Here is a 24,157-nt window from a genome sequence, read left to right as displayed (position 1 = left end):
GACAGATCACGCACCGAGGAGCAGCGACGCATGACCACCGAAGACACCCTGCTGTCCGCTGATCCGCTGCTGTCGGCGGGCGACCTGCACATCACGTTCCCCGGCCACCGTGGCGCGCCGCCCGCGCGCGCCGTGGACGGCGTCGACCTCGACATCAAGCCGGGCGAGATCGTGGCCCTGGTCGGCGAGTCGGGCTGCGGCAAGACGACGCTGGCCCGTTCGCTGCTCGGCCTGGTGGCGCCCACGTCCGGCAAGGTCACCTTCGGCGGCAAGCCGCTCGACTACTCGGGCCGCGCACTGAAGGCGTACCGCAAGCGCGTCCAGCTCGTGCTCCAGGACCCGAGCGGCTCCCTGAATCCCCGCCACACGGTGTACGAGGCCGTGGCGGAGGGCCTGCGCATCCACGGGTACGGCGGCGACGAGCAGGCGACGGTCGCCGACGCCCTCTCCCGGGCCGGACTCCGGCCGCCCGAGCGGTTCTTCCTGCGCTATCCGCACGAGCTGTCGGGCGGCCAGCGTCAGCGTGTCGTCATCGCGGGCGCGCTGGTCCTGGAGCCCGAGCTGATCGTCGCGGACGAGCCGGTCGCCTCGCTCGACGCGTCCGTACGGGGCGAGATCCTCGCTCTGCTGCTGCGTCTGCGTGAGGAGCTGGGGCTCTCCGCCCTGGTGGTGACGCACGACCTGGGTCTGGCCTGGAACATCGCCGACCGGGTGGCGGTGATGTACCTGGGACGGATCGTCGAGACGGGGACGGTGGAGGAGGTCCTGACCTCGCCTCAGCATCCGTACACCCAGGCGCTGTTGTCGGTACTGCCGGAGGCCCCGGGTGAGCCGGTGGTCCTCACCGGTGAGCCGCCGGACCCGTCGCGCATCCCGGGCGGCTGCCGCTTCCACGCGCGCTGCCAGGTGCTCGCCTCGGGTGAGGCGGAGAGGGCGGGCGTGGCGGACCGCTGCCGGACGGAGGATCTTCCGGTGCTCGCGGGCGGTGGCGAGACGCAGGTGGCGTGTCACTGGGCGGCGGTCAACGTCGGCGCGTCCGGGGTCTGATCGGTCGAGGGCGACATCAGGGCGGCATAAGGGCTTGCCCCCTTCTGCGGTGGCGGATCGTTACCTCTTCCACGTTCGGGTGATACGGCGCCTACCTGGCACGACCCCTGGGGAGTCACTGAGCGTTGCGGTTCACATACGGACCGTGACGGCTCAACTCCACCGACCTGAAGGAGATTTCCATGCGCCGTTCCGCCGCCGTCATTCTCGGGGCCGTCGCGCTTCTGGGGGTACTCGCCGTGCCGGCGAGCGCCATCCCGGACCCCGTAGGAACCGTCGACTGCGTGGCTCAGGCGGCTGGTGACGTCACCTCGCTGGTCGATCCGGCCAGCCCCGGCCTCCCCTCCGAGGTGCCGGGCGCGGCGTGTCTCGCACCGTGACCTGAACAACCCTGCGTCGTCACGTACTTGCGCGGCCACCGGGGCCGTGCAAGTACGTGACGGCCAGGAGCGGTTCAGACCGTCATTTCCACGTGTACCCGTCCCCGAAGTTGAGGACGTGTTCGAGCACGTCCTCCAGCGGGTCGTCGATCTGGCCGGTGTTGATCAGACCCACCCTGGGCGCGTTGTGCGAGTTGTTGTTCGTCTCATCGGCGTGCGCCACGCCGGACCACAGAACGGACGGCACCGCCGCCATCGACGCGACCAGCAACCACCGGGATGTTTTCTGCATCCAACTGCCGTTCACAGCAGCCTCCTTGGCCCATGCGTGTGCGGGCCGCCGGTCGCGTCCCACTCGCCGTGACCAACCCCCGAAGGACCAGAAAGTCACCGACGATCATACGAACGGGTCGTCGGCGCCGGGGTCCGAAGAACCGTTAGAAAGCAGATATCGCATGCGTCATCGCCGCGCCCGGGCCGTCACCCTGCTCGCTGCCCTCACCGTGTCCGCCATCGCGATCGCCGCTCCGGTCTCGGCCACCGAGCACGCGCCGGTGAGCCCTCCGCCGATGCCGCACGTCGAGTCGCTGATCACCGAAGGGGTCAACGTCGAGGGCCGCTGATCAACAGCGTCGCCCTCCCTCACCTCCTGTAGACGCGAAGGGCAGGGCTGGAGGAAGAGCAGGAGGGCTGAACAGCAGACCTACTCGGCGGCCTCGATCAGCTCGCGCGATTTCTTCACGTCATCCGCGATGGCGACGAGCAGCGAGTCGATCGAGTCGAACTTCGCCTGCCCGCGCACGAAGGCGAGGAAGTCCACGGCCACGTGCAGCCCGTACAGATCGAGGCCGACGCGGTCGATCGCGTACGCCTCGACGGTCCGCTCCGTCCCGTCGAACTGCGGGTTCGTCCCGACGGAGATCGCCGCGGGCATCGCCTCGCCCTGGGCGTGCAGCCACCCCGCGTAGACGCCGTCGGCGGGGATGGCGGTGTGCGGCAGGGTCTCCACGTTGGCGGTGGGGAAGCCCAGTTCACGCCCGCGCTGCGCGCCCCGGACGACCACGCCCTCGACGCGGTGCGGGCGGCCGAGGATCTCCGCCGCACCGCGCACGTCGCCCTCGGCGACCAGGCGCCGGGTGAGGGTGGAGGAGAAGGGCTCGCCGCCCCCGGCCTCACCGCTCACGAACAGGTCGATGACATCGACCTCGTAGTCGTACGTGGCGCCGAGCTCGGTCAGGAAGGCGACATTGCCCGCGGCCTTGTGGCCGAAGCGGAAGTTGGGGCCTTCGACGACCAGGCGCGCGTGCAGCTTGTCGACCAGGACCTTCACGACGAAGTCGGCGGGCGACAGCTTCGAGAACTCCGAGGTGAACGGCAGGATCAGGAGCGCGTCCACGCCGAGCTCCGCCATGAGTTCGGCGCGCCGGTGGTGCGGGGCGAGCAGCGGCGGGTGGCTGCCGGGGCGCACGACCTCGGAGGGGTGCGGGTCGAAGGTGACGACGACGGCGGGCACACCGAGATCACGGGCGCGCTCCACCGCGCGGCCGATGATCAGCTGGTGTCCGCGGTGTACGCCGTCGTAGGAACCGATGGTGACGACGCTGCGCCCCCAGTCCTGGGGGATGTCCTCCAAGCCACGCCAGCGCTGCACTGTCTTTGCTCCTCGCCGAACCTGTGTATGTGTGGGTACGTCCCATTGCCGATCGCGCAGGTCTAAGACTGCCATGCCCGCGCCATCCGGATCGCATCGGAGGGGGTGGTGGGGGTCACGCCGGGACACGTACTCCGGAGAGGTTCTCGATCATGCGGCGGGAGCTGGGACCGACGAGGGCGGACCAGTCCTGCGGGGCCTCGCAGATCCACCGGGCGGCCCGTGTGGAGAAGCCCGGAACGGAACGGGCCAGCTCGACCAGGCGCCGGTCGAAGCAGGTCGCGCCTTCCGGCGTGCGGACGAGTAGTCCGCCCGTGCGGTGCACCAATGCGCGGACCCTTTCCTCGTCGTCGCCGACAGCCACCGCGCAGAGCACCGCGTCCAGGACCTCGGGCTCCCGCTCCTGGATGAGCAGCACCTCGACGAGTTCGGTGCGCAAGGCGTGCGATGCGTCGGTTCCGGGGGCGGCGACGGTTGTGGCGAGCGCGGCGCGCACCGCCGGCGGGCGGTTGCGCAGAAGCTCCGTCACCAGCGGGAGCAGGACGGCACGGACGCAGGGCCCCTGCTCGAACCGCAGGTCGAGGTAGGCGGCGACGTGGCCCGCGAGGTCGGGGCGCAGCTCCAGCACGTCGCGTACGAGATCCGCCACCCGCTGGGCGAGCACGGGTGCCGTCACCTCGGCCAGGGCGCGCAGTACGTCACCCGGGGTGGGCCCGGGGCCGTACAGCCGGGTACGGAAAGCGGCGAGCACCTGCTCCGGGTGGGTGTCGAGGGCGGCGACGAGCGCGCTCGCGGGCAGCTGCGGGTCACCGCCGGTGAAGCGCTTCAGGGCGGGCCGCAGGTGGCGGGCGCGGGTCTGCGGGTCGCGTACGAGGAGGGCGAGGGCGCCGCCGTGCAGGGAGTCGTCGGCGGTGCGGGCGAGCAGGGTGAAGGCCGCGTGCCGCAGGAGCCTGCGGTCGGCGTCCGTGCTCGCGTGCGGGGCGGCGCGCAGGCCGTAGGCGACGGCGGCGACCTGGCGGGCGGGGCGCGTGTCGTGGACCCAGCGGTCGACGGCCCGGCAGATGGCCGACGGCTCCTCCTCCGCGAGCGCGGCGAGCAGTTCGTCGGCGCGGGGGTGGGCGCAGTCGGCCAGGATCTCGATGAGGTCGTCGATGGCGCGATGGCGGTGGGTGTGGAGCAGGGCCTGGGCGGCGGATGCGACGGTGGCGTGCGGGGTGGCTTCGAGGGGGCGCTCGTCGGTGAACCAGCGGGTCAGCTGTGGCTGCACTTCCGCGGGTGCGGTGGCCAGAAGTTCGGCCACCGCGTCGAGGCTCCGGGTCTGCGGGGTGCCGGGCGGGGGGTCGTGGATCACCGCGTCCCGCAGCAGGTCGAAGCGGTCGTCCTCGGTGAGGTGTAGGCCGAGCCAGAACTCCGCGGGGTACGTGCCTTGCCGGGCGAGGTCCTTGAGGAGCGTGAGGTACGGCTTCGCGTCGGCCACCCGGGAGAGGGTCTCCTCCAGCAGGCGCCTGGCCCACCACCGTGCGTCCTCCTGGCCCCTGGCCTCCACCCCGATCTCACTCGCACCCGGCGGTCGGCCCTTTGCCTCGGGCGTGGCTGCGCCCTCACCCGGCGGTCCGCCCTTCGCCGCGGGCATGGCCGCGCCAGCACCCGGCGGTTCGCCCTTCGCCGCTTCGCGGCGTGTTTCCCGCCCACCCGCCCGATTACCCCGCGTCTCCCCCGCGGGAGCCACACCCCGCGTCTCCCCCAACTCCCCCAACCGCGCCCCCAGCTCCCCCGCCCCCCGCTGCCGCCCCAGCAGCAGCAGCGCCTGCACCACCGGGCCGATCCTGTGTCGCGGTACCGGCAAGGACGGGGGTGTCGGGCCGTCTCTGTGGACCAGGGACCACAGTGCTCCGTCCACGTCCAGGTGCATGCCCTGGATCCAGTCCGCGAGCTCCTCGTGCGCGAAGCGGTAGCCGTCACCGGCGGGGACGAGCAGCCCCTCCGTGAGGACTGCGGAGGCCCAGCCCGTGCCCCACGGGAACACCTCCTCGAACGACGCCCGGTCCAGCTCCCCCTGGCCCGGCCCCAGGCACCGCCGCGCGGCCTCATGCACCTGGCCGGACACCTTCGCCGCGAGGCGTCGTACGGCCGTGCCCCGCAGTCCGTTCGCCGCCGCGAGCCGCACCGCCACGCGAAGACACAGCACGTCCAGATAGGCCTCGAAAATCGCGTCCCGGTCGGGGCGGCCCGGTGGCGGCTCATCCGGCAGAGCCGCCCGCACCTCGGCGAGCAGCCGCAGGGCGAGGGGATGACGTGCGTCGGCCGCGGCGAGCGCGCCGTCCGGGATGCCGTACCGCGCACGGGCGATGCGTGCCTGCCGTTCCGGCAGGTCCCCCAGGTGCACGCGTCCGGGCAGGAGCTCCTCGGGAAAGTGCTCCCCTGCCTGCTCCCAGTACTCCGCCCGGCAGCCCACCACGAGCCGCGCGCCCGTCTCCCGCAGCCAGTCGGCCGTCCCCCTGCTCCACTGTGCGAGGCGGTGCGCGAGGGCCGGCGGCATCTCCTCGGGGCCGTCGAGCAGCAGCAGCAGCGCCCGGCCCTCCTCCCGGACGAGCCGCGCGACCCGCACAGCGGAGATGTCCCCGAGCCCGTCGGCGGCGTCGGCGGGCGCGTCCTCCGCCGCGTTCGAGGCTTCCAGGATCCGGCCCGCCCGTTCGAGCGCCCGCTCCACCGCGTCGCCCACGCCGGTGTCCGTGCCCTGCAGATCGGCGCCGCGCAGCCACAGCGTGGGGGCCGGTTCGGCGCCCCGCGCGCGGCTCGCGGCGAGGGCGGCGAGTTCCGTCGTGCGTCCCGTGCCGGGGTCGCCGACCAGACCGAGCACCTGCGCGGGCCCGGCGGCGAAACGGGCCAACTCCTCTGTAGTGTCCGGGCGTTCCACCGGTTCGAGGAGGGCGGGGCGCGGGCCGTCGGAGCCCACAGACGTCGCCGCCAGGTGCAGCGCGCCCGCCAGGTTCAGGTCGCAGCCGTACGCGGGGACGGTCGCCGCGTTGCGCGCCAGGAGCTCGGCGAGCGGACCGCCCGGGTCGGCGGCGGCCGCCTCCCGCAGCGGCACGGCGAAACCCGCCGCGCGGTGCTCGCCGTGCAGCGCGGTGCCGAGGACGGCGAGCACGGCACCGGAGGAGGCGTCGACGACCGGGCCACCGGCCGCCCCACCGCCGAGCCGCAACGCGTCCGTGCCGTCCGTGCCGATCGCCAGCTCCATCGCGGCGTCGAGGAGGTGGAAGCGGTCCGTCGCCGTGTAGGTCACGGAGGCCGGGCCAAGGACGCGCGCCTCGCGCGGGCCGCGCGCGACGATGCGTACGTAGGCGCCGACGGGAACGGCCTCGCGGACCGTGACGGGCAGGGGCCGCAGACCGAGCCCCTCGGTGCGGACGAGGGCCAGATCGGCCTCGGGGAGGGCCACCACGGCATCGGCGGCCACCACGCAGACACGCTCCCCCGCGGCATGCAGCACGAGCCGTGCGAGGCCGTCGACGGCCTCATGGCTGGTGATCACCGTGCCGTGGTCGTCGGCGGCGAAGCCCATCCCCCGCGGGCGCCCGGCCAGATCGCAGATCCGCACGAGGGCAGCGTCGAGCACCGTCGGGTCGCCCTGTCCCGCCATGCCCGAACCTCCCGCGACGCCCCATCCCTCTCGACGGTAGGTCGGCGGTGATCAGCGGGACAGAACGCGTCGCGAACGCGCCCCCTTCTGCTCCCTCGGTTCACTCCGAGCGCCTGCCCAAAGGGGTGAATCGGCGGGGCGTGGTGGATACAACTTGGGTGGGGGGGATTCGTCGCGGAGCGGCGTGCGGCCGAGCGGACAGCTGCCGCCGCTCCACGACGGAGATCCGTCAGAAGGGGCCTGAGGCTCAGGCGAAGACGGCCAGGCTCTTGGCCTTGCCCTTCAGCTCCTCGGCCAGGACCAGGAAGCGGCCCTCCGGATCGAACACCGCGACGGCGCCGGCCCCGGCGTACTCCCCCGGCATCTCGATCCGTACGCCGTTGAGCAGCAGCTTCGCCCGCCGCTCGTCGACGTCCCAGCGCGGGAACGCGGCAGCGGCGGCGTCGGCCACCGGCATCACCGTCAGCTCCTCCTGGAGCTGGTCGATGGTCTTGGCCGCGTCCAGCTTGTACGGCCCGACGCGGGTGCGCCGCAGTGCCGTCAGATGGCCGCCGACCCCGAGGTCCCCGCCCAGGTCACGGGCGAGGGCCCGGATGTACGTCCCCGACGAGCAGACGACGGAGACGACCAGGTCGAGGACGGGGGTGCCGTCATCGGCGACGGCGTCCCTGACGTCGTAGACAGTGAAGGCGGAGATCTTCACCGGCCGGGCGGGGATCTCGAAGTCCTCGCCCTCGCGTGCCCGCGCGTACGACCGCTTGCCGTCGATCTTGATGGCGCTGACCTTCGACGGCACCTGCATGATGTCGCCGGAGAGCTTGGCGATGCCCGCGTCGATGGCGTCGCGCTTGACGCCCGAGGCGTCGGCGGACGAGGTGAACTCACCCTCGGCGTCGTCCGTGACCGTGTTCTGGCCAAGCCGGATCGTGCCGAGGTACTCCTTCTCCGTCAGCGCGAGGTGGCCGAGGAGCTTGGTCGCCCGCTCCACCCCGAGGACGAGGACGCCCGTCGCCATGGGGTCCAGGGTGCCCGCGTGGCCGACGCGGCGGGTCTTGGCGATCCCGCGCATCTTGGCGACCACGTCATGCGAAGTGAAGCCGGACGGCTTGTCGACGATGACAAGTCCGTCCGGCGTCTTGTTGCCGGTGTTGCTCATGCGCGGGCGTCGCCGTCCGTTTCTTCTGCGTCGTCGGCGGACTCGTCCTCCGGCTTGCGGTACGGGTCGGCCCCGCCGGCGAACTCGGCGCCCGCGGACACCTCACGCACCTTCTCGTCCGACATCCGGGCCCGGTCGAGGAGGTCCTCGATGGCCCGTGCGTTGTCCGGCAGCGCGTCCGCCACGAAGGCGAGGCTGGGGGTGAACTTCACGCCCGCCGCCTGGCCGACCGCGGAGCGGAGGACGCCCTTGGCGCTCTCCAGACCGGCGGCGGCCGCCGCGCGGTCCTCGTCGTCCCCGTAGACCGTGTAGAAGACGGTCGCCTCCCGCAGGTCACCCGTGACCCGGGTGTCCGTGATGGTCACATGCGTACCGAGCCGCGGGTCCTTGATCCCGCGCTGCAGCTTCTGGGCAACCACCTCTCGGATGAGGTCCGCCAGCCTTTTCGCCCGCGCGTTGTCGGCCACTGCTCCGTCTCCTTCTTCGCCTTGCTGTGCAATCAGTCTTCGTCGCCGTGGAGCCTGCGTCGAACGGAGAGCAGCTCCACCTCCGGACGGGCGGCGACCAGGCGCTCGCACCGGTCCAGTACGTCGGTGAGGTGCCCCGTCTCCCCGGAGACCAGCGCCAGGCCGATCTCGGCCCTGCGATGGAGGTCCTGGTTCCCCGTCTCCGCCGCACTCACCGCGTACTTGCGGATGAGTTCGGCGACGATCGGGCGGACGACGGAGCGTTTCTCCTTCAGCGAGTGAACGTCGCCGAGGAGCAGATCGAAGGACAGTGTCCCCACATACATGTGTGTCCGGATGTCCCGCCGGTTCGGGGTCGTGCCCCGCCAACCACTTGGCAGGGACACAAGAACCGTACACGGAACGGCCGGGGCCGATCGACGGGATTTACCTCCCCTCGACCGGCCCCGGTTCGAGCTACGTGGATCAGCCTCGCGGCTTCTCGCGCATCTCGTACGTCGCGATGACGTCGTCGATCTTGATGTCGTTGAAGTTGCCGAGGTTGATACCGCCCTCGAACCCTTCGCGGATCTCGGTGACGTCGTCCTTGAAGCGGCGCAGACCGGAGATGTTGAGGCTCTCCGCGATGACCTTGCCGTCGCGGATGAGGCGCGCCTTGGTGTTGCGCTTGACCTCGCCCGACCGGACAAGAACACCGGCGATGTTGCCCAGCTTGGACGAGCGGAAGATCTCGCGGATCTCCGCCGTGCCGAGCTCGACCTCTTCGTACTCCGGCTTGAGCATGCCCTTGAGGGCCGCTTCGATCTCTTCGATCGCCTGGTAGATGACCGAGTAGTACCGGACGTCCACGCCTTCGCGGTCGGCCATCTGGGCGGCACGACCGGCCGCACGGACGTTGAAGCCGATCACGATCGCGTCGGAGCCGGTCGCCAGGTCGATGTCCGACTCGGTGACCGCACCCACGCCGCGGTGCAGGACGCGGATGTCGACCTCTTCGCCGACGTCGAGCTGGAGCAGCGAGGACTCGAGAGCCTCCACCGAACCGGACGCGTCGCCCTTGATGATGAGGTTGAGTTCCTGCACCAGACCGGCCTTGAGGGCCTCGTCCAGGTTCTCCAGGGAGAACCGAACACCCTTGCGGGCGAAGCGGACGTTGCGCTCACGGGCGGCACGCTTCTCGGCGATCTGACGGGCCGTACGGTCCTCGTCGACGACCAGGAAGTTGTCGCCGGCACCCGGGACGTTGGTGAGACCGAGGACGAGGACCGGAGTCGAGGGACCCGCCTCCGTCACGTTCTCGCCCTTGTCGTCGAGCATCGCGCGGACTCGGCCGTACGCGTCGCCGACCACCATCGTGTCACCGACGCGGAGGGTACCGCGCTGGACGAGGACGGTCGCGACGGCGCCGCGGCCCTTGTCCAGGTGGGACTCGATCGCAATACCCTGCGCGTCCTGCTCCGGGTTGGCCCGCAGGTCGAGCGAGGCGTCCGCGGTCAGGACCACGGCCTCCAGGAGGGCCTCGATGTTCTCGCCCTGCTTGGCGGAGATGTCGACGAACATCGTGTCGCCGCCGTACTCCTCGGCCACCAGACCGAACTCGGTGAGCTGACCGCGCACCTTGGTCGGGTCGGCACCCTCGACGTCGATCTTGTTGACCGCGACCACGATCGGCACCTCGGCCGCCTTGGCGTGGTTCAGCGCCTCGATCGTCTGCGGCATCACACCATCGTTCGCCGCGACCACGAGGATCGCGATGTCGGTGGACTTCGCACCACGGGCACGCATGGCGGTGAACGCCTCGTGACCGGGGGTGTCGATGAAGGTGATGCGACGGTCTTCGCCGTTGACCTCGGCGCCGACCTGGTAGGCACCGATGTGCTGCGTGATGCCGCCGGCCTCGCCCGCAATGACGTTCGTCTTGCGGATCGCGTCCAGAAGGCGGGTCTTGCCGTGGTCGACGTGACCCATGACGGTGACGACCGGCGGACGCGCGATGAGCGCTTCCTCGCCGCCCTCGTCCTCGCCGAACTCGATGTCGAAGGACTCGAGCAGCTCGCGGTCCTCCTCCTCGGGGCTGACGATCTCGAGGACGAAGTTCATCTCGTCCGCGAGGAGCTTCAGCGTCTCGTCCGGCACGGACTGCGTGGCCGTGACCATCTCGCCGAGGTTCATCATCACGCCGACGAGCGACGCCGGGTTGGCGTTGATCTTCTCGGCGAAGTCGGTCAGCGAGGCACCACGGGACAGGCGGACAGCCTGGCCGTTGCCCCTCGGCAGCATGACGCCGCCGACCGACGGAGCCTGCATCGACTCGTACTCCTGGCGCCTCTGCCGCTTCGACTTGCGACCACGACGGGCGGGCCCGCCGGGACGGCCGAAGGCACCCTGCGTGCCACCACGGGCACCGGGACCGCCGGGACGGCCACCGAAGCCGGGACGGCCACCGCCGCCACCGGGACGACCGGCGAAACCGCCGCCACCGCCACCGGGACCACCGGGACGACCGGCGAAACCGCCGCCACCGCCACCGGGACCACCGGGACGGCCCGCGAAGCCGCCGCCACCGGGACGACCGCCGCCGCCACCGCCGGGACGACCGCCACCGCCGGGACCACGGCCACCGCCGGGGCCACCGCCGGGGCGCGGGCCCGCGGCGGGACGCTGCGGCATCATGCCGGGGTTCGGACGATTACCACCGGCGCCAGGCGCACCACCGCCGGGGCGCGGAGCGCCCCCCTGCGGGCGAGGCATGCCGCCGGGGCTGGGGCGAGCGCCGCCCTGACCCTGCGGACGGGGAGCACCCTGGCCGCCCTGGCCCTGCGGGCGCGGGGCGCCGCCGGGACCGCCGGGGCCACCCTGGCCGCCGGGACGCGGGGCGCCGCCCGGACGGGGCGCCTGCGGGCGCGCCATGCCGGTGGAGCCACCAGAGGTGAAGGGGTTGTTGCCCGGACGCGGTCCGGCCGGACGGCCACCGGGACGCGGAGCGCCACCCTGGCCGCCGGGACGCGGAGCGCCACCCTGACGGTCGCCGCGGTCGCCACGGCCCTGACCGCCCTGACCCTGACCACCCTGGCCGGGGGCCGGACGGCCCGCGGGCTTCGGGGCACCCGGGCGAGCGCCCGGACGGGGGCCTGCCGGCGCCGAAGAGGCGGCCGGGGCAGCCGGAGCGGCCGGCGGAGCGGTGAACTCCGGGGCGGCCGGAGCCGGGGTGACCGGCGCGGCAGGCGCGGCGGGTGCGGCCGGGGCAGCCGGAGCTGCCGGCGCCGGCTTGGGCGTCGGCGGCTTCGGACCCGGACGCGGGCCGGGAGCGGCCGGGGAGGCCGCGGGCTTGTCGGCCGCGGCGGCGGGCTTGGCCGCCGGCGGCTTGGGCGCGGCCGGACCCGGACGGGCGGCCTGCGCGGGAGAGGGGGACGCCGAGCCCGAGGGGGCCGGCGGCTTGGGGGCGGCCTGCTTGCGCGGCGCCCCGGGCTTGGCGGCGGACTTGCCGTTGCCGCCACCCGTGTTCAATGCGTCAGTCAGTTTACGTACTACGGGCGCCTCGATCGTCGAGGACGCCGAACGTACGAATTCACCGAGTTCTTGGAGCTTGGCCATGACGACCTTGCTCTCTACGCCGAACTCCTTGGCGAGCTCGTATACCCGGACCTTAGCCACTTCGCTCCTTTTAGGTCCGGGTTACGCCGGACCGTCGCTACTTCATGGGCGTACTCATCGCGTGCTCATCGAGTGCTCATCGCAATCTCGACCTACTTCCAACTCGCGGAATACCAGGGTCGCGCGGGGTTCCGCGCGACCTTCCTTACGGTGTTGCCTGCTGGGCAACTGTCTCGACGACTCGGCGCAAGTCCGCCGTGTCGAGCGGGCCCAGGGCCCGGAAGGCCCTCGGGAACGCTCTGCGTCGGACCGCCAGGTCGAGACAGACCGGGACGGGGTGGATATACGCACCCCGGCCGGGCAGCGTACCGCTTGGATCGGGGGCGCAAGCGCCCTCTTTCGCCACGATGCGCAGCAGATCGTTCTTGGCCGCTCGCTCCCGGCACCCCACACAGGTGCGTTCAGGGCATGCGCGGGCTTGCGTCCGGCCAGACACGATTAAGTCTACCTCCCCGTACCGACCTCACCCCTTTGGGGCAAAAATCGAACGGTTGTTGTCTTGATCAAGACTCCTGGGAGTCCTGCGGCTGCTCGGTGTCGGGGCGGATGTCGATGCGCCAGCCCGTGAGCCGCGCGGCGAGGCGGGCGTTCTGGCCCTCCTTGCCGATCGCGAGGGACAGCTGGTAGTCCGGCACCGTGACCCGTGCGGAACGGGCCGCCATGTCGACGATCTCCACCTTGCTGACCCGCGCCGGGGAGAGCGCGTGGGCGACCATCTCGCCCGGGTCGTCCGACCAGTCGACGATGTCGATCTTCTCGCCGTTGAGCTCGGCCATGACGTTGCGCACACGCTGGCCCATCGGACCGATGCAGGCGCCCTTGGCGTTGAGACCCTGACGGGTCGAGCGCACCGCGATCTTGGTCCGGTGTCCCGCCTCGCGGGCGATGGCCGAGATCTCGACCGATCCGTCGGCGATCTCCGGGACCTCGAGCGCGAAGAGCTTCTTGACGAGGTTCGGGTGCGTACGGGAGAGCGTGACGGAGGGGCCGCGCATGCCCTTCGCCACCCGGACGACGTACGAACGAAGGCGCAGACCGTGGGCGTACTCCTCGCCCGGGACCTGCTCCTGCACCGGCAGGATGGCCTCGAGCTTGCCGATGTCGACCAGCACGTTCTTCGGGTCGCGGCCCTGCTGGACGACGCCCGTGACGATGTCGCCCTCACGGCCCGCGTACTCGCCGAGGGTCGCGTCGTCCTGGGCGTCGCGCAGGCGCTGCAGGATGACCTGCTTGGCGGTCGTCGCGGCGATGCGGCCGAAGTCCGACGGGGTGTCGTCGAACTCCTTGGCCTCCTGGCCCTCTTCGAGGTCCGCCGGGTCCTCCGTCGCCCACACCGTCACATGGCCGCTCTCGCGGTCCAGCTTCACGCGGGCACGACGGAAGCTTCCTTCGGTGCGGTGGTAGGCGATGAGAAGAGCAGACTCGATCGCCTCGACCAACAGGTCGAAGGAGATCTCCTTCTCGCGGACCAGGCCCCGCAGGGCACTCATGTCGATGTCCACGGCTACGCCTCCTCTTCCTTCTTGTCCTTGCGGTTGAACTCGACCTCGACGCGCGCCTTGGCGATCGCGTCGAAGGTGAGCCTGCGGGCGGTGGGCTTGCGCCCCTTCACGCCCGGCACTTCAAGATTCATGCCCTCGTCGTCCACGTCGAGGATGCGGGCGATCAGCTCGTCGCCGCCCTCTGTCAGCTGGAACTTCACCAGGCGGCCGACGGCGCGCAGATAGTGGCGGTGCTCCGTCAGCGGGCGCTCCGCGCCCGGGGAGCCGACTTCGAGGGTGTATTCCCCGTCGCCCATCGCGTCGCTCTCGTCGAGCTTCTCGGAGAGTTCGCGGCTGATCTCCGCGATCTGGTCCAGATCCACGCCGTCGTCGGAGTCGACGACCACCCGCAGCACCCGCTTGCGTCCGACCGAGGCCACTTCGATCTCTTCGAGATCCAGTTCCTTGGAGCTGACGAGCGGTTCCAGCAGTTCTCGCAGCCTCTCGCTCTGGGTGGTGCTCATCCGGGTGACTCCTCGGCCGCGTGTGCTGTTGTGGGTTTGTCGCGTGTCAGGTCAAAGGGTATCCGGTCCCGAGGGGTGTTGCCGCCGCTGTCGGCCCGCTGTACGGCCGCCGCAGGACCGGCATCGAGCCGCTCACGCGTACGAGGGCAGGCCGCAGGTACGGTGATCACCGGGCTCACGCCCGGCCCGCCCACCTTCTGACTGCCTGCCTTTCTGGCCTTCCTGCCGAGGACGTCTGCTGTGCCGTCGTATCCCACCCCCTCGCACGCCCGCTCGGGGCCGCGCCGCAGGAGCCTGCTGACCGGGGCCGCAGGAGCGGCCGGGGCCGTGCTGCTCTCGGGCTGCTCGGACTCCGCGTCCACGGACGCGGACGAGCGTCCTGCCGCCGCCGCGCGGCTGCGCGCGCGTGCCGCCAGGGACAGCGGTGAGCTGCTGGGACGGTACGACGCCGTCCTTGCCGCGCATCCCTCCCTTGCCGGTCGCCTCGATCCGCTGCGGGCGGAGGTGAAGCGGCACGAGAAGGTGTTCACCGAGGGGTCCGCGCCGCCGAGCCCCGCTGCCGCGTCCGGCTCCGCCTCGCCCTCCGCGACGCCCTCCCGCAAGCCCTCCGTCCCCAAGGACGAGAAGGACGCCGTGCGTGAGCTGGCCAAGGCCGAGCGGGAGCTGGCGAAGCGGCGCGGGAACGACCTGCTCGACGCGCCTGCTGAGCTGGCCAGGCTGCTCGCTTCGGTGGCGGCGTCGGGCGCCGCGCACGCGTATCTGCTGACGGAGGGCGACAAGTGAGCGATTCCAAGGACGAGTTGCGGGCGGTGCAGGCCGCGCTCGGTGCCGAGCACGCCGCCGTGTACGGCTTCGGGGTCGTCGGCGGCCGGATCGGCGAGGACCGCAGGGACGAGGCGCGCACGGCGTACGACGCGCATCGCGCCCGGCGCGACGAGTTGCAGCGCGCCGTGCGCGACCTGGGCGGCGAGCCGGAGCCCTCGGCGGCCGCCTACGCGCTGCCGTTCGCGGTGCCGGACTCCGCGGCCGCCGTGCGGCTCGCGACGGAGCTGGAGGAGCGGGTCGCGGGCGTCTACTCGGATCTCGTACGGGCCACCACCGGCGCCCGGCGTGGGCACGCGGCCGAAGCGCTGCGGGAGGCGGCGGTCCGTGCGGCGCGGTGGCGCGGCGGGAGCGTAACCTTCCCTGGTCTCGCCGAGCGGGCCGCCACTTCTGGCTCCTCGGCGCCCAAGGCCTAGGGTCCGTCAGCAGGACCCTGACCCGCTCAGGAAGGGAACACCTCGCGTATGGCTCTCGAACCGCCCCGGCGTCTGGTCACCGCACTCGGTGAGACGGCGCAGGACGGCGACGACTGGCTGGAGAAGCTGCCCGGGGGGGCCGAACAGGCCGTCGCTCTACGCGAGTTGACCGTCGAGCGGGTCCATGTGCCCGGTGGGCGCAGCAGTCTCGTCGTCATGGTGCGCCGGGCCGACGAGACGCCCGCGGTGCTGAAGCTGGTGCCGCCGAGGTCGCGCCCCGAGAGCGAGCGGGCCGCGCTCGCGCACTGGAACGGGCTCGGCGCCGTACGGCTGCTCGACCCCTCGGCCGCGGACGGGGCCCTCCTGCTCGAACGGCTGCACCGCGACGTGTCGGTCCGTTCGCTGCCCGAGGCCAAGGCGCTCCTCGAGGCCGCGGGCACGTTGCGCCGGCTGTGGGTGGAGCCGCCCACGGATCACCGTTTCGAGACGGTCGCGGAGCGGACGGGGCGGCAGGCCGACGCGATGCGGGCGTCTGCCGACGGGGAGGTCGCGCCCCTGGTGGACGCCGCGCTCGCCGCCCGGGACGAGCTGCTCGCGGGGCCGCCGGACGAGGTGCGGTTGCTGCACGGCACGTTCCGGCAGAGCAAGGTGCTTCAGGGGGATCGTGTGCCGTGGCTGGCCGTGGGCCCCGACCCTGTGGTCGGGGAGCCCGCGTTCGACCTGGCGCGGCTCGTGCGCGACCGCGTCGAGGACCTGATCGCTTCCCCCTCGGGGTCCTCGATCACCCGCCGCCGGGTGAAGAAGCTGGCGGAGTCGCTGGATGTGGATCAGGAGCGGCTGCGGGGGTGGACGTTGTTCCGCGCCGTGGAGTCGGGGGTGCGGGCCCGCCGTGTGGGGCGGGAGCAGGATGCGGAGCTGTTGTTGGAGTTCGCGGGTTGGTTGTAGGGGGGCGGGCCGGCCCTGCGGGGCTATTCCCCAACCCCGCCCCTTCCCAAAAACCCGCTCTGGCGCGGGGGCCTTGGTGACCGCAATCACCGGCTCCGCCGAGTTGTCCTCAAACGCCGGACGGGCTGGATTTCCAGCCCGTCCGGCGTTTGAGGACAGAGCCCGGAGGGCGATCTGGGGGTCCAGGGGCGGAGCCCCATGGTTTCGGGAAGGGGCGGGGTTGGGGAGAGCCCCGCAGGGTCCGCCCGAACCCCAGCCAGGACTCAGGCCGTCAGCCGCGCAACAGCCTCAGCCACCGTCAGCTCCTCGCGCTCCCCGGTCCGCCGATCCTTCAGTTCCACGACGCCCTCGGCGGAGCGGCGTCCCGCGACCAGGATGGTCGGGACACCGATCAGCTCCGCGTCGGTGAACTTCACGCCGGGCGAGACGCCGGCCCTGTCGTCGACCAGGACCCGCACACCCGCCGCGTTCAGCTGCTCGGAGACGTCAAGGGCGAGCTCCGTCTGGAGCGCCTTGCCCGCGGCCACCACGTGCACGTCGGCCGGGGCGATCTCGCGGGGCCAGCACAGCCCCTTGTCGTCCGCCGTCTGCTCGGCGAGCGCCGCCACCGCGCGCGAGACGCCGATGCCGTACGAGCCCATGGTCACGCGGACCGGCTTGCCCTGCTGCCCGAGCACGTCCAGCTGGAAGGCGTCGGCGAACTTGCGGCCCAGCTGGAAGATGTGGCCGATCTCGATGGCGCGGTCCAGCTTCAGGCCGGTGCCGCACTTGGGGCAGGGGTCGCCCTCCTCGACGACCACGACGTCCAGGTAGTCGTCGACCTCGAAGTCACGGCCCGCGACGACGTTCTTCGCGTGCGTGTTGATCTTGTTGGCGCCGGTGATCCAGGCCGTGCCCGCGGCCACCCGCGGGTCGGCGATGTAGCGGACCTTCTCCAGGCCCTGCGGACCGACATAACCGCGTACGAGATCGTCGCGGCCCTCGAAGTCCTCCGCCGTCACCAGTTCCACGACGGCGGGCGACAGGTGCTCGCCGAGCTTGCCGAGGTCGACCTCACGGTCACCGGGAACGCCCACGGCGACGATCTCGCCGTCGACCTTGACCAGGAGGTTCTTCAGGGTCGCCGAGGCGGGCACACCGAGGTGGGCCGCGAGCGTCTCGATGGTCGGGGTGTCGGGGGTGTCGAGGTCCTCGACGGGACCGTGCGCGGAACCGTCCACCGCCGTGGCCACGAAGGACACGGCCTCCGTGTTGGCCGCGTAGTCGCACGCGGGGCAGTCCACGAACGTGTCCTCACCGGCCGGCGCGGGCGCCAGGAACTCCTCGGAGGCCGAGCCGCCCATCGCGCCGGAGACGGCGGAGACGATGCGGTGGTCGAGGCCCAGACGCTCGAAGATCTTGATGTACGCGGCGCGGTGCAGGGCGTACGACTCGGCGAGGCCCTCGTCCGTCGTGTCGAAGGAGTACGAGTCCTTCATCTGGAACTCGCGGCCGCGGAGCACACCGGCGCGGGGGCGGGCCTCGTCGCGGTACTTCGTCTGGATCTGGTAGAGCACCACCGGCAGGTCCTTGTAGGACGAGCACTGGTCCTTGACGATCTGGGTGAAGATCTCCTCGTGCGTGGGACCGAGGAGGTAGTCCGCGCCCTTGCGGTCCTTGAGGCGGAAGAGCAGGTCGCCGTACTCGTCGTAACGGCCCGTCGCGTCGTACGACTCCTTGGGCAGGAGCGCCGGCAGGAGGACTTCCTGGGCGCCGATGGCGTCCATCTCCTCGCGCACGACGTTGGTGATGTTGTCCAGGACCTTCTTGCCCAGCGGCAGCCAGGACCAGATGCCTGCGGCGGTGCGGCGGACGTAGCCGGCCCGGACGAGGAGCTTGTGGTTGAGCGTCTCCGCGTCCGCCGGGTCGTCGCGCAGTGTCTTGATCATCAAGCGGGACATGCGCTGGACCTGGGCCATGGTGAACTCCTGCGGGATGGGGGTCCCCCCTGCTCGAGCGAAGCCGAGAGCTTGGGGGAGGGTGCTTGGCAGGAGGTTACGCGGGGCCCCGGCGCGGGCGGAAATCGGTTAGGTGCCCGGACGCCTCAGCGGCAGGGGCGCGCCCATCACCGCGTACGGCTTCTGGGCGCTAGGGAACTGGACGTTGCGGGCCAGGTCGGTGTACCCGAGGGAGCGGTAGAGGCCCCGCGCGGGGCTCTCGACGTCGATCGCGGAGAGGATCGAGCGGGGCTGGTCGACGGCGTCCGTGATGGTGGTGATGAGCGTGCGGCCGATGCCGTGGTTCTGGTGGCCGGGCTGCACATGGAGCTCGGTGATCACGAAGGAGTCGTCGAGCCAGTCCTCCATGCCCCGCACGCGCAGATACGGCTCGACGACCGTGGACCACCAGTGGCCGCGGTCGTTGGGCATGCCGTAGACGAAGGCGACGAGCCTCCCCTCGGGGGTGGTGGCGCCGAGCGCGCGGGCGCCGGGGTAGGTGATGTGCCGCAGCACGATCTGCCGCCGCACGCTCACCTCGTCGTCGCTGAGCCCGAAGGCGTGGGCCTGCACCCGCAGCGCTTCGTCCACGCGCGTGGCGAGGTCCAGCGGCCCGATCACGACGTCGTCAGTCATGCGCCGAACTTTAACTCGCGGACGGGGGGACGTGAGGAGTGCGGTGTGAGACGCGTAGGGGCTGGACGGAGGCTAGAACAGGACGCTCATGAACGCCCCGACCTCCTGGAAACCCACCCGGCGGTACGCCGCCCTGGCCGCGGTGTTGAAGTCGTTGACGTAGAGGCTGACCACGGGGGCGACGTCCGCGAGGGCGTAGCGCAGGACGGCCGCCATGCCCGGTGCCGCGTAGCCCTGGCCCCGGTACTCGGGGGCCACCCAGACGCCCTGCACCTGGCAGGCCAGTGCCGTGGCCGCGCCGATCTCTGCCTTGAAGATGACCTTGCCGTCCCGGTCCAGGCGGGCGAACGAGCGCCCTCCGCCGACGAGTTCGGCGACCCGTGCCTGGTAGAGCAGTCCGCCGTCGCCGGCGAGCGGCGAGATGCCGACCTCCTCGGTGAACATCGCCACGCACGCGGGCATGATCGTCTCCATCTCGTCCTTGCGGACACGACGGACGTAGGGGTCGGGGGTGATGTCCTGCGGGAGCCGGTCGGTGACCATCAGGGGCTGCTGGGCGCGGACCTCGCGGGCGGGGCCCCAGGAGGGTTCGAGCAGTCGCCACAGCTGGGCGGTGGGCTCGGCGGGGCCGACGATGGAGGAGCAGCGGCGGCCTGCCCTGCGGGCGCGGTCCGCGAAGGCGCGGACCGCTCGCGGGGTCGCGCAGATCGGGACGAGGTTGGCGCCCGCGTAGCAGAGGGACTCCAGCATTCCGTCCTGGTACCAGCCCCACATCTCGCCGCCGAGCCGCCACGGGTCGAGGCCCGCGACGCGGACCCGCGAGGTCACGAAGGCATTGGCCACCGGCTCGCGGTCGAGCACGGCGAGCGCGGCGTCCAGGTCACTCGGTTCGAGGACCCTGGTGGTGGTCTGCGTCAACACGTGCGGGGGCCTCACCATGCGGTCTGCTGATCTCCGCACTGTACCTGGCGGGGGCGCCTTGTGCCGTGGGGTCGCTTGGAGGGGGCTTTGTCTCCCTTCCCTGCGGGCCGGGGGGCTCTTCTTCGCCGCTCCGCGGCGGGGTCTCCCACCCACCCGCCCGATCACCCGGCATCAACCTCGTGCCGTAGGGCGGCTTGGGCTCGGTCGTCGTCTCCTCCGCGGGCCGGGGGGGGCGTCTTCGCCGCTCCGCGGCGGGTTTCCCGCCCACCCGCCCGATTGCCCCGCATCAGCCAGTGCCGTGGGCAGGGTCAGCCACGGGGCCCTCGGGCGGGCGGGCGGGAAACATCCGCCGCGCAGCGGCGGTTCAGCGTGGAGACGGGCCGCAGACAAAGGACACGCACACGTGGGCCCCGCCACCAACCCCCGGTGGCGGGGCCCACGTAGACGCGTAGACGCGCAGGCGAGAATCAGCCGGCGACGGCCACCGACGGCTCGCCCGAAGGGACGCCGTCCTTCTCCATCTGTTCGGCGATCTTCATCGCCTCTTCGATGAGGGTCTCCACGATCTTCGACTCGGGAACGGTCTTGATGACCTCGCCCTTGACGAAGATCTGGCCCTTGCCGTTGCCGGAGGCGACTCCGAGGTCGGCCTCGCGGGCCTCGCCGGGGCCGTTCACGACGCAGCCCATGACGGCGACGCGGAGGGGGACCTCCATGCCGTCCAGGCCCGCGGTGACCTCTTCGGCCAGCTTGTAGACGTCGACCTGGGCGCGGCCGCAGGACGGGCAGGAGACGATCTCCAGGCGGCGCGGCTTGAGGTTCAACGACTCCAGGATCTGGATGCCGACCTTGATCTCCTCCACCGGCGGGGCCGAGAGCGAGACGCGGATCGTGTCGCCGATGCCCTCGGAGAGCAGCGCGCCGAAGGCGACCGCCGACTTGATCGTGCCCTGGAAGGCCGGTCCTGCCTCGGTCACACCGAGGTGCAGGGGGTAGTCACAGGCCGCGGCCAGCTGGCGGTAGGCGTTGACCATGACCACCGGGTCGTTGTGCTTGACCGAGATCTTGATGTCCCGGAAGCCGTGCTCCTCGAAGAGCGACGCCTCCCAGAGAGCGGATTCGACCAGGGCCTCAGGGGTGGCCTTGCCGTACTTCTTGAGGAGGCGCGCGTCCAACGAGCCCGCGTTCACGCCGATGCGGATCGGGGTGCCCGCGTCGTTCGCGGCCCGCGCGATCTCCTTGACCTTGTCGTCGAACTGCTTGATGTTGCCCGGGTTCACACGGACAGCGGCGCAGCCGGCGTCGATCGCCGCGAAGACGTACTTCGGCTGGAAGTGGATGTCGGCGATCACCGGGATCTGCGACTTGCGCGCGATCGTCGCGAGGGCGTCCGCGTCGTCCTGCGTCGGACAGGCCACCCGCACGATCTGGCAGCCGGACGCGGTGAGTTCGGCGATCTGCTGCAGCGTCGCACCGATGTCGGACGTACGCGTCGTCGTCATCGACTGCACCGACACGGGTGCGTCCCCGCCGACGGCGACCGTACCGACCTGGATCTTGCGGCTGACACGGCGGTCGGCGAGCTTGGTCGGTACGGACGGGATTCCGAGAGAAACGGCAGTCATCTGGCGTGCATCCCCAAGGTGTGGATCAAGGTCCCGAGTTCGGCGGGCTCCAGACTTCGAGATTACGGCACCCCACAGGGCCCGAGCACATCCCGTCCGTAAGTCCACCCAAAGGTGGGCGGCCGGACACAGAGAGTGCCCGGCCGTCCCAAACTTCGCCTTATCAGGAGATTCTTACCGGGTTAACAACGTCCGCGATCAGGACGAGGATCGTGAAGCAGATGAAGATCCCGGCCACCACATAGGCGACGGGCATCAGCTTCGCGACGTCGAAGGGGCCCGGGTCGGGCCGCTTCAGGAGCTTGGCCGCCTTGCGGCGGACCGACTCCCACAGGGCCCCGGCGATGTGACCGCCGTCCAGCGGCAGCAGCGGCAGCATGTTGAACAGGAACAGCGAGAGGTTGAAGCCCGCCACCAGGAACAGCATCATCGCGATCTGGTTCTCCGGCGGGATGTCAAGGGTGAAGACCTCGCCGCCCACGCGGGCCGCGCCGACGACGCCCATCGGGGAGTCCTGCTTGCGGTCGCCGTCGCCGAAGGCCGCGTCCCACAGGTCGGGGATCTTGGACGGCAGGGCGATGAGTGACTCGACGCCGTTCTCCATCATGTCGCCCATGCGGCTCACGGAGTCGCCGAAGCCCTGCTGGACGATGCCGGTGGCGGGGGTGAAGCCGAGGAAGCCCGCGGTGACGTACTTGCCCTCCACATAGCCGCCCTCACCGTCGGTCTTGCTGACCTGGTTCTTGATGAGGTTGGCCTGCAGTTCCACGCGCTTGCCGTCGCGCTCGACCGTGATGGTGGCCGGGCCGATCGTCTCGCGGATCTTCCCCTGAAGCGCGGACCAGTCGTCGACGGGCTGTCCCTGGAAGCCGACGATCTTGTCGCCGAGCTTCAGGCCCGCCGCCTTGGCGGGCGCGACCGTGTCGCCCTTCTCGCACTTGGTGCGGTTCTCGCTCTGCTGGATGACGCAGTCGGACACCTTGCCGACGGACGTCGTCTGGGTGCTGATGCCGAATGTCATCATCACGCCGAGGAAGATCGCGACGGCGAGGATCAGGTTCATGAACGGGCCCGCGAACATCACGATCACGCGCTTCCACGGCTTGCGCGTGTAGAAGAGGCGCGTCTCGTCGCCGGGCTTGAGCTCCTCGAAGGCGGCGGACCGCGCGTCTTCGATCATGCCGCGCCACGGGGAGGTGGACCGCGCCTCCAGGCGGCCGTCAGGGCCCGGCGGGAACATGCCGATCATGCGGATGTATCCGCCGAGGGGGATGGCCTTGATGCCGTACTCGGTGTCGCCCTTCTTGCGCGAGAAGATCGTCGGGCCGAAACCGACCATGTACTGCGGCACGCGGATGCCGAACAGCTTGGCGGTCGAGAGGTGGCCCAGCTCGTGCCAGGCGATCGAGAACAGCAGCCCGACCGCGAAGACGACTATGCCGAGGATCATCATCAAGGTCGTCATGCGCGAGCCTCCGCGGTCGCCTTCGCCGTCAGTTCACGGGCCCGGGCGCGCGCCCAGGTCTCCGCTTCGAGGACGTCCGCGACGGTCAGGGAAGTTCCCGCGGACGGTGTGCCGTGTTCGGCGACGACCTTAGTGACGGTCTCCATGATCCCGTTGAAGGGCAGGGCGCCGTTCAAGAACGCGTCCACGCACTCCTCGTTGGCGGCATTGAACACTGCCGGGGCCGTGCCCGCGAGCTTCCCCACATGCCGGGCGAGCCCGACCGACGGAAACGCTTCGTTGTCGAGGGGGAAGAACTCCCAGGTGGAGGCCTTCGTCCAGTCGAAGGCGGGCGCGGCGTCCGGCACGCGCTCGGGCCAGCCGATGCCGATGGCGATCGGACCGCGCATGTCGGGCGGCGTGGCCTGGGCCAGCGTCGATCCGTCGGTGAACTCGACCATGGAGTGCACGTAGGACTGGGGGTGGACGACGACCTCGATGCGCTCGAAGGGGATGTCGTAGAGGAGGTGCGCCTCGATGACTTCCAGGCCCTTGTTGACGAGCGTGGCGGAGTTGACGGTGATGACCGGGCCCATGGCCCAGGTGGGGTGCGCGAGCGCGTCCTCCGGCCGTACGTCCGCCAGGTCGGCCTTCGTACGTCCCCGGAACGGGCCCCCGGAGGCCGTGACGACCAGCTTGCGCACGTCGGCGCGGGTGCCCGAGGCGAGCGCCTGGAAGAGCGCGGCGTGCTCGGAGTCGACGGGGATGATCTGCCCCGGCTTGGCGAGGGCCTTCACCAGGGGCCCGCCGACGATCAGCGACTCCTTGTTGGCGAGCGCGAGGGTGCGGCCCGCTTCGAGCGCGGCGAGCGTGGGCGCTAGCCCGATGGATCCGGTGATGCCGTTCAGGACGGTGTGGCACTGCGACGCGGCGACCTGCGTGGCCGCCTCGGGTCCGGCGAGGATCTCGGGCAGCGGCTCGCTGCCGTACTGCCCCTTCAGCGCCTCGCGCAGCGCCGGTACGACGTCCTCGCGGGCCACGGCCACGGTCCGTACCCGCAGCTGCCTGGCCTGCTCGGCGAGCAGTCCGACGCGGCCGCCGGCGGCGGAGAGCGCGGTGACGCGGAAGCGGCCGGGGTTGCGCAGGACGAGGTCGATGGCCTGGGTGCCGATCGACCCGGTCGAGCCGAGGATGACGATGTCCCGGGGACCGTCCGTGACCACGGGGTCGAAGACGAGATGCGGATCGGCGAGGGGGGCTGGACTGTCGCTCATCCCCCCATTCTTGCCTGGGCGGAGGTGTGAGGAGACACTGCGCCCCGATCCGGTCGGCCGAAATCGTGTTCCGGGGCGTTCCCGCGTGAGGGAAC

The 24,157-nt window shown here is 71.3% G+C and carries 22 protein-coding genes; 6 read left to right on the top strand and 16 right to left on the bottom strand.

All coding sequences use genetic code 11. The features are described from left to right. The first annotated feature begins 30 nt into the window (after window positions 1-30). Both ACZ5U5_RS37805 and ACZ5U5_RS37800 read left to right on the top strand, forming a co-directional pair. Window positions 31-1,047: an ABC transporter ATP-binding protein gene (locus ACZ5U5_RS37805; protein ID WP_469030965.1), complete on the top strand. Its 1,017-nt coding sequence runs from the start codon at window positions 31-33 to the stop codon at window positions 1,045-1,047. A 182-nt stretch (window positions 1,048-1,229) separates the two neighbouring features. Further along, entirely contained in the window at window positions 1,230-1,427 is a 198-nt protein-coding gene (locus tag ACZ5U5_RS37800; RefSeq protein WP_469030963.1) for a hypothetical protein, read from the top strand. An 82-nt stretch (window positions 1,428-1,509) separates the two neighbouring features. Here ACZ5U5_RS37800 and ACZ5U5_RS37795 read toward each other — a convergent pair whose 3' ends face one another. Continuing rightward, entirely contained in the window at window positions 1,510-1,734 is a 225-nt protein-coding gene (locus ACZ5U5_RS37795) for a hypothetical protein (protein WP_469031036.1), read from the bottom strand. 148 nt (window positions 1,735-1,882) lie between these two features. Between ACZ5U5_RS37795 and ACZ5U5_RS37790 the strand changes: the two genes are divergently transcribed. Next, window positions 1,883-2,050, top strand: a complete 168-nt coding sequence (locus ACZ5U5_RS37790; protein ID WP_469030962.1) for a hypothetical protein — start codon at window positions 1,883-1,885, stop codon at window positions 2,048-2,050. Window positions 2,051-2,130: 80 nt separating this feature from the next. Here the strand turns inward: ACZ5U5_RS37790 and ACZ5U5_RS37785 are convergent, their stop codons facing one another. The 9 genes from ACZ5U5_RS37785 to rimP all read right to left on the bottom strand — a co-directional run bounded on the left by ACZ5U5_RS37785 (window position 2,131) and on the right by rimP (window position 14,003). Beyond that, a complete protein-coding gene (locus ACZ5U5_RS37785; RefSeq protein WP_363212634.1) occupies window positions 2,131-3,078 on the bottom strand; it encodes a bifunctional riboflavin kinase/FAD synthetase in 948 nt (315 codons plus the stop codon). Window positions 3,079-3,193: 115 nt separating this feature from the next. After that, a complete protein-coding gene (locus tag ACZ5U5_RS37780; RefSeq protein WP_469030960.1) occupies window positions 3,194-6,721 on the bottom strand; it encodes a trypsin-like peptidase domain-containing protein in 3,528 nt (1,175 codons plus the stop codon). Window positions 6,722-6,968: 247 nt separating this feature from the next. Next, window positions 6,969-7,877 carry a tRNA pseudouridine(55) synthase TruB gene (gene truB / locus ACZ5U5_RS37775; RefSeq protein ID WP_469030959.1) on the bottom strand — a complete coding sequence of 303 codons (909 nt, stop codon included), beginning with the start codon at window positions 7,875-7,877 and terminating at the stop codon, window positions 6,969-6,971. After that, entirely contained in the window at window positions 7,874-8,344 is a 471-nt protein-coding gene (gene rbfA, locus ACZ5U5_RS37770) for a 30S ribosome-binding factor RbfA (RefSeq protein WP_363212631.1), read from the bottom strand. Before rbfA ends, truB begins: the two co-directional genes overlap by 4 nt. Before the next feature lie 32 nt (window positions 8,345-8,376). After that, a complete protein-coding gene (locus ACZ5U5_RS37765) occupies window positions 8,377-8,670 on the bottom strand; it encodes a DUF503 domain-containing protein (RefSeq protein WP_365824213.1) in 294 nt (97 codons plus the stop codon). A 139-nt stretch (window positions 8,671-8,809) separates the two neighbouring features. Beyond that, complete coding sequence (gene infB, locus ACZ5U5_RS37760) at window positions 8,810-11,998, bottom strand: translation initiation factor IF-2 (protein ID WP_469030957.1); 3,189 nt, start codon at window positions 11,996-11,998, stop codon at window positions 8,810-8,812. 145 nt (window positions 11,999-12,143) lie between these two features. Further along, window positions 12,144-12,434, bottom strand: a complete 291-nt coding sequence (locus ACZ5U5_RS37755) for a YlxR family protein (RefSeq protein WP_469030955.1) — start codon at window positions 12,432-12,434, stop codon at window positions 12,144-12,146. 67 nt (window positions 12,435-12,501) lie between these two features. Then, entirely contained in the window at window positions 12,502-13,500 is a 999-nt protein-coding gene (gene nusA / locus ACZ5U5_RS37750; protein WP_469030954.1) for a transcription termination factor NusA, read from the bottom strand. Between the two features lie 2 nt (window positions 13,501-13,502). After that, window positions 13,503-14,003, bottom strand: a complete 501-nt coding sequence (gene rimP / locus ACZ5U5_RS37745) for a ribosome maturation factor RimP (protein WP_469030952.1) — start codon at window positions 14,001-14,003, stop codon at window positions 13,503-13,505. A gap of 240 nt (window positions 14,004-14,243) precedes the next feature. Here rimP and ACZ5U5_RS37740 point away from each other — a divergent pair, with 240 nt between their 5' ends. From ACZ5U5_RS37740 to ACZ5U5_RS37730, 3 genes are read left to right on the top strand one after another with little or no spacing between them, the layout of a single operon-like run. Then, entirely contained in the window at window positions 14,244-14,786 is a 543-nt protein-coding gene (locus ACZ5U5_RS37740) for a hypothetical protein (RefSeq protein WP_469030951.1), read from the top strand. After that, window positions 14,783-15,241: a ferritin-like domain-containing protein gene (locus ACZ5U5_RS37735; RefSeq protein WP_469030949.1), complete on the top strand. Its 459-nt coding sequence runs from the start codon at window positions 14,783-14,785 to the stop codon at window positions 15,239-15,241. Before ACZ5U5_RS37740 ends, ACZ5U5_RS37735 begins: the two co-directional genes overlap by 4 nt. 48 nt (window positions 15,242-15,289) lie before the next feature. Further along, a complete protein-coding gene (locus tag ACZ5U5_RS37730) occupies window positions 15,290-16,186 on the top strand; it encodes an aminoglycoside phosphotransferase family protein (protein ID WP_469030948.1) in 897 nt (298 codons plus the stop codon). A gap of 263 nt (window positions 16,187-16,449) precedes the next feature. Here ACZ5U5_RS37730 and ACZ5U5_RS37725 read toward each other — a convergent pair whose 3' ends face one another. The 6 genes from ACZ5U5_RS37725 to dxr all read right to left on the bottom strand — a co-directional run bounded on the left by ACZ5U5_RS37725 (window position 16,450) and on the right by dxr (window position 24,062). Next, a complete protein-coding gene (locus ACZ5U5_RS37725) occupies window positions 16,450-18,144 on the bottom strand; it encodes a proline--tRNA ligase (RefSeq protein WP_469030946.1) in 1,695 nt (564 codons plus the stop codon). Between the two features lie 108 nt (window positions 18,145-18,252). Then, entirely contained in the window at window positions 18,253-18,798 is a 546-nt protein-coding gene (locus ACZ5U5_RS37720) for a GNAT family N-acetyltransferase (RefSeq protein WP_469030945.1), read from the bottom strand. A 72-nt stretch (window positions 18,799-18,870) separates the two neighbouring features. After that, window positions 18,871-19,719 carry a GNAT family N-acetyltransferase gene (locus ACZ5U5_RS37715; protein ID WP_469030943.1) on the bottom strand — a complete coding sequence of 283 codons (849 nt, stop codon included), beginning with the start codon at window positions 19,717-19,719 and terminating at the stop codon, window positions 18,871-18,873. 467 nt (window positions 19,720-20,186) lie between these two features. Then, a complete protein-coding gene (ispG, locus tag ACZ5U5_RS37710; RefSeq protein WP_469030942.1) occupies window positions 20,187-21,344 on the bottom strand; it encodes a flavodoxin-dependent (E)-4-hydroxy-3-methylbut-2-enyl-diphosphate synthase in 1,158 nt (385 codons plus the stop codon). A 163-nt stretch (window positions 21,345-21,507) separates the two neighbouring features. Beyond that, window positions 21,508-22,809: a M50 family metallopeptidase gene (locus ACZ5U5_RS37705; protein ID WP_469030941.1), complete on the bottom strand. Its 1,302-nt coding sequence runs from the start codon at window positions 22,807-22,809 to the stop codon at window positions 21,508-21,510. Continuing rightward, window positions 22,806-24,062: a 1-deoxy-D-xylulose-5-phosphate reductoisomerase gene (gene dxr, locus ACZ5U5_RS37700; RefSeq protein WP_469030939.1), complete on the bottom strand. Its 1,257-nt coding sequence runs from the start codon at window positions 24,060-24,062 to the stop codon at window positions 22,806-22,808. Before dxr ends, ACZ5U5_RS37705 begins: the two co-directional genes overlap by 4 nt. Window positions 24,063-24,157 lie beyond the last annotated feature (95 nt).

This window comes from Streptomyces sp. NPDC033177 (assembly GCF_055577715.1).
This window is presented reverse-complemented; position numbering and strand designations above follow the sequence as displayed.

Coding starts and splice junctions, on each gene's coding strand:
- ACZ5U5_RS37725 (WP_469030946.1), bottom strand. CDS start 18,144: ATGGCCCAGGTCCAGCGCATGTCCCGCTTGATGATCAAGACACTGCGC.
- truB (WP_469030959.1), bottom strand. CDS start 7,877: ATGAGCAACACCGGCAACAAGACGCCGGACGGACTTGTCATCGTCGAC.
- ACZ5U5_RS37730 (WP_469030948.1), top strand. CDS start 15,290: ATGGCTCTCGAACCGCCCCGGCGTCTGGTCACCGCACTCGGTGAGACG.
- ACZ5U5_RS37790 (WP_469030962.1), top strand. CDS start 1,883: ATGCGTCATCGCCGCGCCCGGGCCGTCACCCTGCTCGCTGCCCTCACC.
- ACZ5U5_RS37720 (WP_469030945.1), bottom strand. CDS start 18,798: ATGACTGACGACGTCGTGATCGGGCCGCTGGACCTCGCCACGCGCGTG.
- ACZ5U5_RS37800 (WP_469030963.1), top strand. CDS start 1,230: ATGCGCCGTTCCGCCGCCGTCATTCTCGGGGCCGTCGCGCTTCTGGGG.
- ACZ5U5_RS37780 (WP_469030960.1), bottom strand. CDS start 6,721: ATGGCGGGACAGGGCGACCCGACGGTGCTCGACGCTGCCCTCGTGCGG.
- ACZ5U5_RS37765 (WP_365824213.1), bottom strand. CDS start 8,670: ATGTATGTGGGGACACTGTCCTTCGATCTGCTCCTCGGCGACGTTCAC.
- dxr (WP_469030939.1), bottom strand. CDS start 24,062: ATGAGCGACAGTCCAGCCCCCCTCGCCGATCCGCATCTCGTCTTCGAC.
- ispG (WP_469030942.1), bottom strand. CDS start 21,344: ATGACTGCCGTTTCTCTCGGAATCCCGTCCGTACCGACCAAGCTCGCC.
- ACZ5U5_RS37705 (WP_469030941.1), bottom strand. CDS start 22,809: ATGACGACCTTGATGATGATCCTCGGCATAGTCGTCTTCGCGGTCGGG.
- ACZ5U5_RS37805 (WP_469030965.1), top strand. CDS start 31: ATGACCACCGAAGACACCCTGCTGTCCGCTGATCCGCTGCTGTCGGCG.
- rimP (WP_469030952.1), bottom strand. CDS start 14,003: ATGAGCACCACCCAGAGCGAGAGGCTGCGAGAACTGCTGGAACCGCTC.